General features: G+C 71.6%; 13 protein-coding genes. 5 read left to right on the top strand and 8 right to left on the bottom strand.

The annotated features are described in order from the left end of the window. The first annotated feature begins 74 nt into the window (after positions 1-74). From IPJ95_15810 to IPJ95_15795, 4 genes are all read left to right on the top strand, one after another. Positions 75-1,460: a hypothetical protein gene (locus IPJ95_15810; GenBank protein ID MBK7925069.1), complete on the top strand. Its 1,386-nt coding sequence runs from the start codon at positions 75-77 to the stop codon at positions 1,458-1,460. Further along, on the top strand, positions 1,444-3,588 hold the full coding sequence (locus IPJ95_15805) for a hypothetical protein (GenBank protein ID MBK7925068.1): 2,145 nt from the start codon (positions 1,444-1,446) through the stop codon (positions 3,586-3,588). The genes IPJ95_15810 and IPJ95_15805 overlap by 17 nt, the downstream gene beginning before the upstream one ends. Positions 3,589-3,688: 100 nt before the next feature. Then, on the top strand, positions 3,689-4,990 hold the full coding sequence (locus IPJ95_15800; protein ID MBK7925067.1) for a carboxypeptidase regulatory-like domain-containing protein: 1,302 nt from the start codon (positions 3,689-3,691) through the stop codon (positions 4,988-4,990). 4 nt (positions 4,991-4,994) lie between these two features. After that, positions 4,995-6,335 carry an HDOD domain-containing protein gene (locus tag IPJ95_15795; GenBank protein MBK7925066.1) on the top strand — a complete coding sequence of 447 codons (1,341 nt, stop codon included), beginning with the start codon at positions 4,995-4,997 and terminating at the stop codon, positions 6,333-6,335. Between the two features lies 1 nt (position 6,336). Here the strand turns inward: IPJ95_15795 and IPJ95_15790 are convergent, their stop codons facing one another. Further along, positions 6,337-7,431 carry a tetratricopeptide repeat protein gene (locus IPJ95_15790; GenBank protein ID MBK7925065.1) on the bottom strand — a complete coding sequence of 365 codons (1,095 nt, stop codon included), beginning with the start codon at positions 7,429-7,431 and terminating at the stop codon, positions 6,337-6,339. Positions 7,432-7,589: 158 nt separating this feature from the next. On the opposite strand from IPJ95_15790, the gene IPJ95_15785 reads away from it, so the two are divergent. Further along, positions 7,590-8,957, top strand: coding sequence for a dipeptidase (locus IPJ95_15785; protein ID MBK7925064.1), 1,368 nt, complete (start codon positions 7,590-7,592; stop codon positions 8,955-8,957). 87 nt (positions 8,958-9,044) lie between these two features. Here the strand turns inward: IPJ95_15785 and IPJ95_15780 are convergent, their stop codons facing one another. The 7 genes from IPJ95_15780 to IPJ95_15750 all read right to left on the bottom strand — a co-directional run bounded on the left by IPJ95_15780 (position 9,045) and on the right by IPJ95_15750 (position 15,380). Then, positions 9,045-9,608, bottom strand: coding sequence for a hypothetical protein (locus IPJ95_15780; protein MBK7925063.1), 564 nt, complete (start codon positions 9,606-9,608; stop codon positions 9,045-9,047). Positions 9,609-9,735: 127 nt separating this feature from the next. Beyond that, positions 9,736-10,362, bottom strand: coding sequence for a sulfite oxidase-like oxidoreductase (locus IPJ95_15775; protein MBK7925062.1), 627 nt, complete (start codon positions 10,360-10,362; stop codon positions 9,736-9,738). A gap of 10 nt (positions 10,363-10,372) precedes the next feature. Beyond that, the gene (gene lipB / locus IPJ95_15770) at positions 10,373-11,095 is read right to left on the bottom strand and encodes a lipoyl(octanoyl) transferase LipB (protein MBK7925061.1); all 723 of its coding nucleotides are present in this window, start codon (positions 11,093-11,095) and stop codon (positions 10,373-10,375) included. Next, positions 11,092-11,559 carry a hypothetical protein gene (locus IPJ95_15765; protein ID MBK7925060.1) on the bottom strand — a complete coding sequence of 156 codons (468 nt, stop codon included), beginning with the start codon at positions 11,557-11,559 and terminating at the stop codon, positions 11,092-11,094. Before IPJ95_15765 ends, lipB begins: the two co-directional genes overlap by 4 nt. Positions 11,560-11,630: 71 nt before the next feature. Further along, on the bottom strand, positions 11,631-13,025 hold the full coding sequence (gene lpdA, locus IPJ95_15760; GenBank protein ID MBK7925059.1) for a dihydrolipoyl dehydrogenase: 1,395 nt from the start codon (positions 13,023-13,025) through the stop codon (positions 11,631-11,633). A gap of 72 nt (positions 13,026-13,097) precedes the next feature. Then, complete coding sequence (locus IPJ95_15755) at positions 13,098-14,396, bottom strand: 2-oxo acid dehydrogenase subunit E2 (GenBank protein MBK7925058.1); 1,299 nt, start codon at positions 14,394-14,396, stop codon at positions 13,098-13,100. A gap of 3 nt (positions 14,397-14,399) precedes the next feature. Further along, positions 14,400-15,380 carry a pyruvate dehydrogenase complex E1 component subunit beta gene (locus IPJ95_15750; protein ID MBK7925057.1) on the bottom strand — a complete coding sequence of 327 codons (981 nt, stop codon included), beginning with the start codon at positions 15,378-15,380 and terminating at the stop codon, positions 14,400-14,402.

Here is a 15,380-nt window from a genome sequence, read left to right as displayed (position 1 = left end):
CGCGCACACGAAGGCAAGGGCGGTCGGCCCGGAGTACCGGACCGGCCGCCCCGTCTCGCTCGCAGGAGTGTCCCATGGAATCGCTCCGACCCCGCTGGCTGCCCCGCGCCGGACAGCCGCCGCTTCCCCCCACGAGCCGGCGGCGGTGGCTGGGACGGCTGGCCACCCGGCTGCTGCTGCCGGCGCTGCTCGGAACCCTGCTGCTCGGGCTGGGCGGGTGCGACGAGAGCACCGGCCCGGCCGAACCACCCTACATCGCGATCGTCCCGGTGATCACCGCCGAGCCGGGGACCGATGTCGGGCGCGAATACACCTATCGCATCACCGAGATCTCCGGCACCCTCCACATCGACGAGATCCGCCGGGTGGCCCCGGGCGACACCGTGATCGTCCCGGTGAAGCCGGCCACCTACCGGGTCACGCTCAGCGGCCTGCCGTCGCAGTGCCAGGTGCAGGACGGGGCGGAGATCTACCTGCTGGTCCCGGAGAACAGCAACACCGCCCTGTGGCGCTTCCTGATCAGCTGCGAATCGCTGATCCGCGTCACCACCGCCACTGACGGCTACCAGAACGATGCCACGTACGCCTGGACCATCAGCCAGGCGGGGGCCACCGTCCGTTCCGGGGTCCTCGGCGCCAACGACACGTTGCACATCGACGACCTGCCGTCCGGCGAGTACGACGTGGACCTGCTCCACGTCTCCGGCAACTGCACCATCATCAGCGATGGCAGCCGCCGCCAGCACTTCACCGTCACCGGGAAAGGGGGCGCCAAGGCGGACTACCGGGTGGTCTGCTCGGACCCCGCCCAGCGGCCCGAGTTCCTGTCCGTGGCCACCTCGTACCACGACGGCGTGAGCGGCTTCATGTTCAGGGTGGCCGACCCTGACGGCGACGCCGAACGGTACTTCTGGGACATCACCGACTGCCACGGCACCAGCGTCATCACCACCGGCGGCCGGCAGCGGCGGGGCCTGCTGACCGGCGCTCCCTTCGGGCCCGATACCGCCACGATCTTCGGTGCCATCGAGCTGGGACTCCCCGACACAGACCTCCAGGGGCGATGCACCAGCCTCCGGGTACAGGACTGGAACGGGAACACCACCGCCATCGTCGAGGAGCCCATCGGCAATGAAGCCGGCGCCGGTCCCCAGCCCGCGGCCTTCAACGCCAAGCTGAGCACCACCGCGGCGCTCACCACCGTGCTGCAGGTGACCGAGCCGGACTATGCCGGCTTCTTCGGCGCGGCCACCCTCCGCGACGGCATCCTCTTTACCCCAGACGGGCGCCCCGACGTGGGGGTGTTCAACGCCTTCGGCTTCGAGGGCGATGTGCTGGTGCCGACCATCCCCCTCGGCGGCGGCCGGCCGCAGTACTACGACTACTACTCGGTGATCCTGTACCTCTTCGACCAGAACGGCAACTTCACGAGGATCGAGGACAATGACCTCTTCCAGTGAGCCGGGCCGGCGCCAGGCGCTCGCCGCCCTCTGGCTGGCCACGGCCGCCCTCGCCGCCGCCGGGTGCAGCCGCGACCTGCTCCCATCGGGGACGAGCCCGGTGACGGAGCCCCTCGCGGTGGGCCTGGCGGTCAGCCGCGCCGTCGCCCTCCCGGGCGACACCGTGGCCCTGTTGCCGCTGGTGCGGCGGACCGACCGCGGACCGCTGGCCGGCGTGCAGGGGACGCTCCGCTTCGACGCCACGGCGCTGCGCTATCTCGGCCAGCCCCTGGAGGGAGAGGCCTTCATCCTCGTCAACAGCGAGCGTGCCGGCGCGGGCGAACTCCGGGTGGCAAGCCTCCGGCTGGCCGGCTTGCCGGAGGTCACCGCCGACCTGCGGTTCGAGGTGCTCCGCCCGGGGTGGGCGGACCGGCTCGGCTATGACCTGGAGGAAGCGGCCACGCCGGCGGGCCAGGCGCTGTACCGCGCTGAACGACTGCCGCTCGAGGTCCGGGCGGTGGCGCCCGCCGCGGTGGCGCCCCGGACCCTGGAGGACTGGTGGGCCTACTTCCGGCTCACCGAGCGGGTCCTGCCGCGGATTGCGGGGCAGGGGTTCAGGTTCGGCGACGTGACCCTCAACAGCACCGTCGATGTGCTTGACGCCTCCGCGGTGGCCAACCTGGCGGTGGGGAATCGCGCGCTGCTCACCGAGGTGAATCGCGACTACGTCATCGCCGGCGATGTGGCCCCCGCCAACGGCCCCGGCCTCGGCGAGGCCGGGGACCCGATCCCGCCGGGGCGGAACCCCGATGGCAGCTACGGCATCACGGTCCTCGACGCAGTGGAGATCAACAACGAGGCGGTCGGCAACGATCGCGCCATTCCCGGTGAGCTGGTGCCGGGGCGCACGCCGCGACCCTTCACGGCCGTCCTCAGCGGGCTGCTCGCCACCAGCCGGACGCTCTACCGGGACACGGTGTACGAACTGCAGGGCAGCGTGATCGTCGGCCCCGGTGCCACCCTGACCGTCCAGCCCGGCACCCAGGTCGAGGGCGACCCCGCCACCCGTGGCGCCCTGGTGGTGGCCCGGGCGGGGAACGTCCTGATTCGCGGCACCCGCATCGAGCCCATCATCTTCACCTGCAAGGGCGCCACCAAGTCGCCGGGGTGCTGGGGCGGCATCGTGCTGAACGGGCTGGCGCTGCTCAACCACTCCGATCCCGGCACCACCGGCTTCTGCCCCGAGAAGTTCAGCATCGGGACCACCGAGCTGTACGGGGGCTGCCTGGTGGAAGACACCACCGGGGCCATCGAGTACACCCGCATCGAGTACGCCGGCATGGGCGTCGGCACCGGCCCCGTGGGTGGCCTGGCGCTGCTCGGCGTGGGCAGCGGGACCACCATCGATCAGGTGCAGGTGCACGGCTCCCTGGGCGACGGCGTCTATGTCTCCGGCGGCAACGTGAACCTGCGTCATGTGGTGGCCACCGGGAACTTCGGGGCCGGCCTGCACTGGGAACACGGCTGGGGTGGCAACGGCATCGGCGGCGGCGTGCAGTTCCTGCAGGTGCAGGTGCCCCAGAACGGCGCCGACGCCATCCTCGGCGGCAATCTGGTTGGGGCGCCCAACACCCTGCCGCGCTCCGAGCCGGACCTTTACCACGTGACCGTTATCGGCAACAGCGTGGGAGGCGGCCGGGGCTTCGTGCTGCAGGATGGATCCGCCGCCACGCTGCGCGACGCGATCGTCCTGGGCACCGCGGCCGACGGTTTCGACGTGGAGGGGCCGGACGCCTGCGGCCAGTTCGGGGCCGGGCTCGCGTTTCTCGACCATTCGATCTTCTTCGGCGCGACTCCCAACTACGCCGCCGACGCCGACTGCCTCGACGAGGCAGCCTACGCCACCACCCCCGTGCTCCAGAACCGGGAGGTGGATCCGATCCTCGTGGCGGGCACCAGCACCCAGACGCCCGATACGCGGCCCCAGCCGGGCAGCCCGGCGGTGACGGGGGCCGTAACGGCACCCTCCAACCTGTTCTTTGACCTGACGCCGACCTGGGTCGGGGCGGTGGAACCGGCCAACGCCACCCGGACCAATGTCCCGTGGTATGCGGGCTGGAGTCGCGGCTGGACCGGGGTGGCACCCTGAGGGGCCCATGGCCTCGTGGTTCGAGGCCGATGCGTCACCAGGCCGTCACCTCGTCGTGACGCCCGGCGGGGAGCTTGTACCCCCTCATGAGGAGTGGCTGATGCGAATCCCCCGGTCGCGTCGCCCCGCCACCGCGCTTGCGCTCCTGCTCGCGTCCCTGGTGCTCGGGTGCACGGCAGAACTGAAGACGCTCGGCCCCTACGGCATCCCCGAGGTACCCGAGGTGCCGGCCAGCGGCGTGGCCCGTGCAGCCTTTCTGGCTGAGGTCAACGTCCGCACCGGGCGCATCCGGATCTCCGCGCCCTCGACCGGCCTCGGTGGGATGGACGAGCGTGCGGACGGGCTGAGCCTCTCGCTCCTCGGCGGCGACGCCACCCTGCTGACCACCTCGAACTTCAGCGCCTCCGCGGTCGGGGCGTTCCAGCCCGGCAAGGTCCGGGTCAGCTTCGACATCGCGATCACCAACCGGCTCTCGGGCGTCGACCTGGTCGGTCCGACGGTCTTTCCCGCCCCGCCGCCCGGCAGCACGGGTCCGCTCCTCTTCCCCTATGACATCGCCATCGCCGTGACCGCCGGGGGCACCTCCACCGGGGGATCAGGGAACGACGTCATCGTGGTGCTGCCGAGCCGTGGGCTGGTGGCCGCGAGCCCCGAGTGGGATGGCGCGCCCTGGAACTTCTTCAATGACAGCAGCTGCGTCGGCGCGGACGACTGCTTCCGGTACGAGGAGTTCGCGGCGATTGCACCGGGGACTACCACGGCATCGTCGCGGGTCGGCTTCGACATCGATCCCACGGTCGGGCAGTTCACCGCCCGGCTGATCGTCGCCGCTGACCTCGCGGACCTGAGCCCGCCACCGCTCGGGTCGGTGCAGGGCAGCATCAGCTCGCCGACGCTCGGGCCCCTCGCGGGCGTCACCGTCCTCGCCACCCCGGGTGGCGCCTCCGCCATCACCGACGCCACCGGGGGCTTCACCCTGGCCGGCGTGCCGGTGGGCGCGGTGTCACTGACCCTCAGCGGCCTGCCGCCGATCTGCAGCGCCCAGCCCGGGTACCCGGTGACGGTGCAGTCAGGGATCGTCACCAGCTTTGGGCTGTCGCTCACCTGCACGGCACCCACGCTCCTCGGGACCATCACCGGGTCGGTGACCGACGCCCTGGGGGCTCCGCTCGGCAACGTGCTGGTGGCTGTGGCGCCCACCGGGCTCGCGGGGGAGCCCCTCGTGGCCACCGACGCCGCCGGCCAGTTCACCGCCCTCGATGTCGACGTGAGTGACGGTACCGGGACCATCACCCTCTCCAACCTCCCCCCGGCCTGCACCGATCCCGGGCCGCTGCCCTACTCCGGCCTGGTGAATGGCGGGTCGCTGACCCTGCCCCTCACGCTCACCTGCGGGCCGTAGCCGAGTGATCCCGCGCCGGGTCAAGCCCGGCGCCCCCCTGTCCGATACTGAGTGCGGGGATTCCGGCCGGCAGGAGGCCGACCGGAAACCATCCGCCGCCAGGGAGGGCACCATCACCGGCACATCCGTCACCAGCGAGATCTTCGTCGCCCGGCAGCCCATCCTCGACCGCCAGCAGGCGGTGGTCGGGTATGAGCTGCTGTTCCAGTCCGGGCTCGGGAGCGGCGCCGACGGGGAGAGCCCGGACCAGGCCTCCTTCGAGATGCTGCACACGGTGCTGCTCGGCTTCGGGCTGGACGCGCTGCTCGGGGACAAGCTCGGCTTCGTCAAGGTGGCGCACGACGTGCTGATGCAGGAGCTCTACCTGGTGCTGCCGCGGGAGCGCACCGTGCTCGAGCTGGTGGAGACCGTGGAGCCGTCGGCGGAGGTGCTGGAGGCCTGTCGCGCGCTCAAGAGCGCCGGCTACCGCCTGGCACTGGACGACTTCGTCCGGCGGCCGGCGCTGGCCCCCATGGCCGACCTCGCCGACATCATCAAGGTGGACTGGCAGGCCACCACGGAGGCCGAGCGGCGGGCGCTGGTCCGCGAGTTCGCGCCGCGGAAGGTCCAGCTGGTGGCGGAAGGGGTGGAGACCCGGGAGGCGTTCGCCGCCGCGGTGGAGGAGGGGTTCACCCTGTACCAGGGCTACTTCTTCTGCGAGCCGGAGCTGCTGCGGACGCCCGACGTGCCGGCCTTCAAGCGGAACTGTGTCCAGTTCATGACCGAGCTGCACCGGCCCGAGCTCGACTTCGACCGGCTGGAGCGGGTGATCAAGCAGGAGGTGGCGCTGGCGGTGAAGCTGCTGCGCTACCTCAACTCCGCGGGCTTCGGCTGGCGCCACGAGGTGACGTCCATCAAGCACGCCCTCCGGGTGCTCGGCGAGCGGGCCGCCCGGAAGTGGTGCTCACTCATCGCGCTCACCGTGCTGGGCAGCGACAAGCCGTCGGAGCTGGTGGTGACGTCGCTGGTGCGCGCCCAGTTCCTGGAGCAGGTGGGGCGTGAGGCCGGTCTCGGCTCCCGCGACATGGACCTCTTCCTGACCGGCCTGCTCTCCACCCTCGACAGCCTGCTGGGCCAGCCGATGGAGGAGGCGCTGGCGCACATGCCGGTCTCCAACGAGATCCGCCACACCCTCTGCGGGCGCCGGACCAGTCTCTCCGCCGTCTGGGCCCTGGCGCTGGCCTACGAGCGGGGCCAGTGGGGCGAGCTCAAGGAACTCGCCGAGCAGGCCGATGTGTCGGTGGGCCGACTGCCGGGCCTCTACCGCAACTCGGTCCAGTGGGTGAACCGGATCTTCCGGGGCTGAGCTACTGGAGGGTCCGGCCGGCGAGGCGTCCCTCGGGATGGCGGCCGGCCTCCACGGCAAAGGGGCCGTCCACCGCGGCGTCGGGCACCTCGCCGAGGTAGCCGCAGAGGTCCGCCGCCACCACCTCGGCGGGCTGCCGCAGCGCGAAGGTCGCCCCGCGCCCCGCCACTTCCACCTGCTCGACCACCCGGGCCCACTGCGGGATGGCCTCCGGTCGGCGCGCGACCACCAGCGGGATGGCGGCCAGGTCCCCGGGGAGCTCCGCCGCCACCGGGAGCTGGAGCGCCTGGGCCAGGTCGTACCAGCCGGGCCACGCGTCGAGGGCCACCACCACCGTGCACCGCCAGCCGAGCTCCTGCGCCAGCCGCGCGAGCGCCTTGCCGATCTCCGCCTCGGTCGCTGCCGGGCCACTGGCGCCGGTCAGCGGCACCGCGCCCTCATCCGCGAACCAGCGCCGCGCCGGGGCGAGCGTGTCGGGCCGGGTGCCGGGAAAAGTGGCGAAGCGCCGGGTCACCCGGATCTCCCGCGCGGCCGCCTCCCGCTGCACCGGGAACTCCGCCGCCTCCGCCGCACCCTCGAACGCCACCTCCGCCGCGAGGTAGCGGCCCGCCTGACGCAGCACCTTCCCGCGCAGGTGGAGGGTGCCGCTGTGCGGCTCCAGCGCAAAGGCGCGATCGAGCGCCATGAGCGCCCGGGAGAGCTCCCCCAGGCGCCATGCCGCGTACCCCGCCTCGTGCCAGATGAGCCCCAGGTCCGGGTCGAGGCAGGCGGCCTCGTCGAGGGACTCCAGGCCGTCGCGGAAGCGCCCCAGCTCCACCAGCGCCGCGCCGCGGAGCGCCAGCGGCAGCGCGTCGGTGCCGAACTGCACCGAGGCCTCGCCCGCCAGCGCCAGCGCTTCCGCGTGGCGGCCCGCCTGGCGCAGCAGCGCAAAGTACTCCATCCACGCCGTCCTGAGGTGCGGCTCCAGGCTCAGCACCGTGCGGTAGGCCTGCTCCGCCTCCGGGAGCCGCCCCTCCGCGACCAGTCGGCGGGGGCGGGAGAGCGCCCGCTCGGCGGGCGCGCTGGGGAAGACCCGGTACTGGTCGGTGGAGTACATGGGCGCGAATGTACCGCGCGCCGGGCCCGGCGCCAGAGGGTCATCGGGCACCGCCGGGACGAGGCGGCAGCGTCCCGGCAGCGGCCAGCCATCGCCGGGACGGCACGCTGGGCGCCTCCCTTCACGGCCCCTTTCCGGCGCTGTACCTTTGCAGCACCATGGATACCTCATTTGTGACCCGCGAGCAGCCGCGCCTCCTGCGCGAGCTCACCGAGTTCCTCAGCATCCCCAGCATCAGCGCCCTCCCCGATCATGCCGCCGACTGCCGCCGTGCCGCCGACTGGCTCATGCAGGACCTCCGGCGGCTGGGCTGCCCGGTGGTGGAGCTGATCGAGGGCAAGGGACATCCCGTGGTCTGGGCCGAGTCGCCACCGGTGCCCGGGGCCCCGACGCTCCTCATCTACGGCCACTACGACGTGCAGCCGGTCGACCCGGTGGATGAATGGCACACGCCGCCCTTCGAGGCCACCGTCCGCGACGGCAAGCTCTACGCGCGCGGCACCGCCGACGACAAGGGGCAGGTCTTCTGCCTGCTGCGGGCCTACGAAGCCATCCGCGACGCCGACGGCCGCCCCCCGCTCAACGTGCACTTCCTGATCGAGGGCGAGGAGGAATGCGGCGGGCACGTGCTCGAGGAGCTGATCGCGAAGGAGCCGGAGCGGGTCAAGGCCGACGCCGCGCTCGTCTGCGACATGTCGTACTACGCCCCGGGCATCCCCGGCGTCTACACCGCGCTGCGCGGCATGTGCTACGCCGAGATCTCGGTGCGCACCCTCCAGCGCGATCTCCACTCCGGCACCTACGGCGGCGTGGCCCCGAACGCCATCGAGACCCTGGTCCGCCTCCTCGCGGACCTCAAGGACGAGACCGGCCGCATCAACATCCCCAAGATCTACAAGTCGGTCATCCCGCCCACCAAGGCGGAACGGCGCGACTGGGACCGCCTGCCGTTCAAGAAGAAGCAGTACCTGCAGGAGGAGATCACCGGCAAGGCGCTGACCGGGCTGCAGAAGTACTCTGTCTTCGAGCGGACCTGGGCCCTGCCCACCTTCGAGATCCACGGTATCCGCGGCGGCTTCGTGGGCGAGGGAGCCAAGACGGTCATCCCCGCGGCCGCCACCGCCAAGGTGAGCCTCCGGCTGGTGCCGGGGCTGCCCTTTGCCCAGGTGGCCAAGTGGCTGGAGAAGGCCGCCAGGGCCGCCGCGCCCAAGTACGCCGAGGTCGAGGTCAAGATCCTCCACGGCGGCGACCCGGTGCAGGTCGACGTGAACCACCCGGCCTTCGCGGTGCTTGATGCGGCCTTCAAGGAAGTGGTGGGGAAGCCGGCGGTCAGGGTCCGCGCCGGTGGCTCCATCCCGATCGTCCCGCGGCTCGGCGCCATGGGCGCCCCGGTGCTCCTGACCGGCATCGGCCTCCCGGACGACGGGCTGCACTCCCCCAACGAGAAGCTCGACCTGGCCCAGCTGTGGGAGGGGATCACCGTGTTCGGGCGGTTCATGGAGCTGTTCGCCCAGACCCGCGCGTAGCCGCCACCGGGGCGGGGGGGGCAAGACATGAGGGCCCCGGCCGGCTGGCCGGGGCCCTCGTCCTTGCCGCGCCGCCGGTGAAGGAGGCTACTCGTCGTCGGTCACCGGCTGTTCCCCGGTGCTGCGCCGGCCGCCGGGGTACTGGGCCTCGGTGCGGGCATGCAGTTCGTCGATGCCGAGGACCGCGCGCACCGACGCGATGACGCCGGCCACGACATCGTCCGCCCAGTACGGGTCGGGGCGCTGGTCCTCCGGCGTGTGCCGGGCGCACCCCTCCAGGAACTGCACCGCGACGGTGATCCACTCCCCCTGGGCGGTGGGGACCAGCGCCCAGGAACTCGTCGACTTGAGCTCCAGCTCGCTCAGCGCCGCCAGCGGCTGCTCCAGCCCCTCCGTCACCGCCTCCGAGGCCAGCCGCCTGGCCACCAGCTGCAGCACGTTGGCCCGTTCCGCTTCCTGGGGCCCCGGGAGGGGCGCAAAGTAGTTCCGCTGGTCGGCCACCATCTCGGCCAGCCGGATGCACACGGCACGCACCGGTGGCATCAGGGCCGGGGGCGCTTCCCGCGCCCAGCCGTGTGCCGCCTTCAGGATGTCGCGGACCAGTTGGTCCGCCTGCGCCTCGGGACTGCGGCGCTCGGTCGGTGCCGTCATGGGAGAGAGAATGTTGCGCCCCGCCGGGAAACGCAATGGCGGGCGCGAAACGGGGCCGGGCCCGTTGACAACCGGTTGCCCGACCCCTATGCGCCGCGCCCGCCGGTCCGCCCGGGAATCCCGGGGGCTACTTCCGCGGCCCCCGCCGCATCCGGGCCGGATCGGGGCGCCCGTAGCGCTCCTCCGCCCAGGGCTCCCCCCGCATGTGGTAGCCGTTCTGCTCCCAGAACCCGGGGTAGTCCTCCTCCATGAACTCGAAGCCCCGGATCCACTTGGCGCTCTTCCAGAAGTACAGGTGGGGGATCACCAGCCGGACCGGGCCGCCATGCTCCGGATCCAGGTCCACGCCGTTGTGCTGGAGGGCCAGCAAGTTGGCCGGGCGCGACAGGTCGTCCAGGGGGACGTTGGTGGTGAAGCCATGCTCGGCGTGGACCAGCACGTACGCCGCCTGGGCCCGGGGGCGCGCACGCTCCAGGATCGGGGCCAGCGGGATCCCCGTGAACACGTTGTCGTACCGGCTCCAGCGGGTCACGCAGTGGATGTCGCAGGTGGTCTCCTGCCGGGGCAGGGCGAGCAACTCCTCCCACCCCAGCTCGAACGGCTGCTCCACCGCGCCGCTCACCTGGAAGCGCCAGCTCCGGGTATCCACGTGCGGCACCGTGCCGTAGTGCAGCACCGGCCACTTCTGCGTGATGATCTGTCCGGGCGGCAGGCGGTCCCGGTCCCGGGTCCGGACGTCGTGTCGAAGGGTCATGGTAGCAGTATTACGTCGTGGAAGGCGTCGCGGTTCCCCCGGCGAGGACCTGCGGCAGGGTGGCGGCCACCGGCGCCAGCCCGAACACCTCGGCGAACCCCCGGGTGACCGCGGCCGTGGCGGCCGTCCAGAGCGCGGCTGCGTCGCGCGTCCCGCCCAGCTCCTGCGCCAGGGTGGTCATCCGCACATCCGGGATGCCGCAGGGAACGATCAGGCCGAAGTCGGCCAGGTCATTGGAGACGTTGAGCGCGAACCCGTGGGTCGTCACCCACTGCCGCACGTGGATGCCGATGCTGGCGACTTTCCGGTCGTCCACCCACACCCCGGTGAACCCCGGCCGCCGGACTCCCGTCAGGTCCAGCGCGCGCAGGGCCACGATCAGCGCCTCCTCCACCGCGCGCAGGTACCAGTGGAGGTCCTGGCGGTGCCCCGTGAGGTCGAGGATCGGGTAGCCCACCAGCTGTCCCGGCCCGTGCCAGGTGACGTCCCCACCGCGCTCCACCTCCGCCACCGTCACCCCGCGCCGTTCCAGCTCGGCCACCGGCAGCGGGAGGCTCGAGTCCCGGCTCCCGCGGCCCAGGGTCACGGTGCGCTCGTGTTCGAGCAGCAGCAGCAGGTCGTGCTCCAGTGCGCGGGCGATCCGGTGGTCCGCCAGCCGCCGCTGCAGCGCGTGTGCCTCGGCGTAGGGTACCCGGCCGAGCTCCAGGACCTGCAACTGGCGGGGGGCGCTCACCGCTGGCCGTGCCGCCGGGCCGCCGCGCGCGCCACCCACCAGGCCAGCCCCCCCGTCGTGGCCGCCAGCACCAGGAGCCCCGGGCGCCCGAAGAGGCTGTCCACCGGCGCGGTGACAAAGGAGACCAGCAGGCTGGCGAAGCCGGCGACCATCGCCAGTCCGCCCCGACGGTAGGCGGAAGCGAGGGGCCGCATGACCACCCAGGCGGCCAGCGCCCCCGCCGCCGCGCCGCCCAGCCAGCCGAACAGCACCAGGTTGACGATCGGGTCGTGGGCCGTGGGGGCTGGGGGGGCGGTGCCGCTGGCCTGCAGGGCGCGGTAGGTCCACATCATCGCGGCCACGAAGGCCACGCCAGCGAGCGTCCCCGCCGCGATGGCGCGGAAGGCGAGCCCGACGTGATCCGGCGCGGCCGGTTCACCGGTGGGGGAGAGCTCCGGCTGCGTGTTGCGGTACGGCTCTGACATGACCCCACCCGGCCCCTTCGCCGCGTTGACCAATCACACCCCGTCGACCACCAGTGGCGCCGTCGAGCCGCCTAGATGTGCATCACCCGCCCCAGCGAATCGAGCGCGGCCTCCGCGATCGCCTCCGACAGGGTGGGGTGGGCATGCACCAGCAGGTCCACTTCCTCGACGGTGTACTCGTTCTCGCGGGCCAGCCCCAGCTCGTGGATCATCTCCGAGGCGTGCCCCCCCACGATGTGGGCCCCGAGGATCTCGCCGTACTTCTTGTCACGGATGATCTTGACGAAGCCCTCGGTCTCGTTGGAGGCGCGGGCCCGGCCGTTGGCGCTGAACGGGAAGCGGCCGACCTGGTAGTCGAGCTTCTTGTCCTTGCACTGGTCCTCGGTGAGCCCCACGCTCGCCACCTCGGGGTGGCAGTACGTGACCGACGGGATGTTGTCGTAGCGGATCGGGTGCGGACGGTGGCCCGCGATCCGTTCCGCCACGTTGACGCCCTCCCGGCTGCCCTTGTGCGCCAGCATGGGCGGGCCGGCCACGTCGCCGATGCAATACACGCCGGGGGCCGTGGTCTCGAGGGTCTCGAGGTTCACCTTCACCCAGCCGCGGTCGGTCAGCTGCACCCCGGCGTCCTTGAATCCCATGTCCTCGGTGTTGACCGCCCGGCCCGCGGCCATGAGCACCTTCTCCGCCTCGACCGTCTGGCTCTTGCCGCCGGCCTCGAGCGTCAGGACGACCTTGTCCTTGCCCACGTCGGCCTTGACCACCTTGGCGCCGGCGATCACGTCGATCCCCCGCTTCTTGTAGCTCTTGGCCAGGGCGTCGGAGCACTCGGCGTCCTCCAGCGGGAGGATGCGGGGCAGCGCCTCGATGACCGTGACCTTGCTGCCGAAGGCGTGGAAGATGTCGGCGAACTCGCACCCCACCGCGCCCGCGCCGATCACCGCGATCGAGGCCGGCGCCTTCTCCAGGAACAGCGCCTCGTCGGAGCTGATCACCGTGCTCCGGTTGATCTCGAGCCCGATCTGGGGGATGCCCTTGACCCGCGAGCCGGTGGCGATCACGACCGCCTTCTTCGCCTCGTGCGTCTCGGCCCCCACCTTGACCTTCCTCCCGGGGAGCAGGGTGCCGGCGCCCTTGAGCACTGTCACCTTGTGCTTCTTCATGAGGAACTCCACGCCCTTGGAGTTCTGCTCCGACACCTTGCGGGAGCGCTTCATTGCCACGCCGTAGTCGGTCTTGACGCTGCCGACCTCGATGCCGAGGTCTTTCGCCTCGTGCGCGACGATCCCCGCCACCCGCGCACTGTGCAGCAGCGCCTTGGTGGGGATGCAGCCGATGTTCACGCACACGCCGCCGAGCTTGTCCTTCTCGACGACGGCGGTGTTGAGCCCGAGCTGGGCGCAGCGGATGGCGCACACGTAGCCCGCCGGGCCGCCACCGATGATGATCACGTCAAACGATGCCACACTGGCCTCGGGATGGAGGTGAGGTGTCTATCAGTCGAACTTCCGTTTTCGCCGAGCCGCCGAGCCGCCGAGCTACCACACCAGCGCGAGCGGGTTCTCCAGCATGTGCTTGAACGTCTTGAGGAAGGTGGCGCCGGTGGCGCCGTCGATCACCCGGTGGTCGCACGACATCGTGACCCGCATCCGCTTGCGCGGGACCACGGCGCCGCCATGGACCACAGGCTTCTCCACGATGCTTCCAACCGCCAGGATCCCCGCCTCGGGCGGGTTGATGATCGCGGTGAACTGGTCGATCTCGAACATGCCGAGATTGGAGACCGAAAAGGTACCACCGGAATACTCCTCCGGCTTGAGCCGCCGCTCCTTGGCCCGGCCGGCGAGGTCGCGAACTTCGGTGGCGATCTCCCGCAGCGACTTCTGGTCGGCGTGGCGCACCACCGGCGTGATCAGTCCGTCCTCGATCGCCACCGCCACGCTCACGTGGATCTCGTTCCAGTAACGGATCCGGTCGTCCTGCCACCACGCGTTGCAGGCGGGATGCTGCCGGAGGGCGAGGGCGGTGCACTTGAGGACGATGTCATTGTAGGAAATCTTCGTCTCGTCGGCCCGGGCCGCCGAGCCGCCGAGCCGCCGAGCCGTCTCGTTCAGCGCCTCGCGCGCCTCCGCCACCCGCTCCATGTCCACCTCGGTGGTCAGGTAGAAGGTGGGAACGGGGCCGATCGACTCTGCCAGCCGGCGGGCGATGGTCTTGCGGATCTGGGTAAGCGGGACGTCGGTGAAGGCGGCGCCTGAAGGTCGCCACGACGCCACGGCGCCGGGAGTCGAGGGCGCGCTGGCCGCAGGGGGCGCGGCGGCGAGGTCGCGTACCACGATCCGCCCCTCCGGCCCGGAGCCCTGCAACCGGGCCAGGTCGAGACCCTGTTCGGCCGCCATCCTCCTGGCGAGTGGCGAGGCCTTGACCCGGCCTCCCGGCGCAGGTGGGGCGGCCGGCGGCGGCGCTGCGGCCGGCGCGGCAGGTGCGGGGACACGGGTCGGCGCCGCTGGCTGGGCCGGGGCGGGCGCCGCCGCCGGCCTGGGTGGGGCAGGGGGCGCGGCGGGAGCCGCGGAGCCCAGCAGCGCCGAGACGTCCTCGCCCGCGGCCCCGATGACGCCGACGATGCGGCCCACCGGCACCGTGGTGCCGGCGGCGATGCCGTGCTTGAGCAGCACCCCCGCCGCGCGGGCCAGCAGGTCCATCACCGCCTTGTCGGTCTCTACCTCGGCGAGCACGTCACCGACGGCGACCGCATCGCCCTCCTGCTTCTTCCATTCGACGAGGCGCCCCTCTTCCATCGTGGGGGACAGCGCCTCCATCAGCACTTTGGTTGCCATGGCCTATTCGAGGTAGAGGACCTGTTTCGCCGCCGCGACGATCTTGTCGGGATTCACCTTCGCCGCCTTCTCCAGATGCTTGTTGTACGGCATCGGGACGTCCGCCCCCGTCACCCGCAGCACCGGCGCGTCGAGCTCGTCGAAGATGGTCTTCTGGATCTCGTCGACCACCTGCGCCCCCGCGCCCGCGAAGGCCCAGCCTTCCTCCGCCATCACCGCCCGGTGGGTCTTGCTCACCGAGGTGAAGATGGCCTCGAGGTCGAGCGGGCGGATGGTCCGCAGGTCCACCACCTCCGCCTCGATCCCCTCGGCCGCCAGCTGTTCCGCGGCCTTGAGGCAGAGCGAGACCGTCTTGGAGTAGCAGAGCAGCGTCACGTGGTCGCCCGGGCGCTTGATGTCCGCCACGCCGATGGGGACCAGGTGCTCGCCCTCCGGCACCTCGCCCTTGGTGTTGTAGAGCATCTCGCCCTCCATGAAGACGATCGGGTCGTCGTCACGGATGGCGCTCTTGAGCAGGCCCTTGGCGTCGGCGGGTGTGGCCGGCATCACCACCTTGAGCCCCGGGATGTGGGCGTACATCGCCTCGAAGCACTGGCTGTGCTGGGCCGCCAGCTGCAGCGCCGCGCCGGCCGGGCCGCGGAAGACGATCGGCACCCCCACCTGGCCCCCGGACATGTAGCGCATCTTGGCGGCCGCGTTGATGATCTGGTCGATCGCCAGCAGGGCGAAGTTCCAGGTCATGAACTCGATCACGGGCCGCAGCCCCACCATGGCGGCCCCGACTCCCACCCCGGCGAAACCGAGCTCGGTGATCGGCGTGTCCACGATCCGGGTGGGTCCGAACTCCTCCAGCAGCCCCCGGCTGACCTTGTAGGCTCCCTGGTAGACGCCCACCTCCTCGCCCATCAGGAACACGTCCTTGTCCCGGGCCATCTCCTCGCGGAGGGCCTGGTTGAGCGCGTCACGGTACGTGATCACCGGCAT

It is taken from the genome of Gemmatimonadota bacterium (genome assembly GCA_016713785.1).
GTDB lineage: Bacteria > Gemmatimonadota > Gemmatimonadetes > Gemmatimonadales > GWC2-71-9 > JADJOM01.
This window is presented reverse-complemented; position numbering and strand designations above follow the sequence as displayed.

What these genes read in the sequence shown, in the direction of transcription:
- IPJ95_15775 (MBK7925062.1), bottom strand. Translation starts at nt 10,362, where the DNA reads ATGACCCTTCGACACGACGTCCGGACCCGGGACCGGGACCGCCTGCCG.
- IPJ95_15785 (MBK7925064.1), top strand. Translation starts at nt 7,590, where the DNA reads ATGGATACCTCATTTGTGACCCGCGAGCAGCCGCGCCTCCTGCGCGAG.
- IPJ95_15790 (MBK7925065.1), bottom strand. Translation starts at nt 7,431, where the DNA reads ATGTACTCCACCGACCAGTACCGGGTCTTCCCCAGCGCGCCCGCCGAG.
- IPJ95_15780 (MBK7925063.1), bottom strand. Translation starts at nt 9,608, where the DNA reads ATGACGGCACCGACCGAGCGCCGCAGTCCCGAGGCGCAGGCGGACCAA.
- IPJ95_15750 (MBK7925057.1), bottom strand. Translation starts at nt 15,380, where the DNA reads ATGCCGGTGATCACGTACCGTGACGCGCTCAACCAGGCCCTCCGCGAG.
- IPJ95_15805 (MBK7925068.1), top strand. Translation starts at nt 1,444, where the DNA reads ATGACCTCTTCCAGTGAGCCGGGCCGGCGCCAGGCGCTCGCCGCCCTC.
- IPJ95_15800 (MBK7925067.1), top strand. Translation starts at nt 3,689, where the DNA reads ATGCGAATCCCCCGGTCGCGTCGCCCCGCCACCGCGCTTGCGCTCCTG.
- IPJ95_15755 (MBK7925058.1), bottom strand. Translation starts at nt 14,396, where the DNA reads ATGGCAACCAAAGTGCTGATGGAGGCGCTGTCCCCCACGATGGAAGAG.
- IPJ95_15765 (MBK7925060.1), bottom strand. Translation starts at nt 11,559, where the DNA reads ATGTCAGAGCCGTACCGCAACACGCAGCCGGAGCTCTCCCCCACCGGT.
- IPJ95_15810 (MBK7925069.1), top strand. Translation starts at nt 75, where the DNA reads ATGGAATCGCTCCGACCCCGCTGGCTGCCCCGCGCCGGACAGCCGCCG.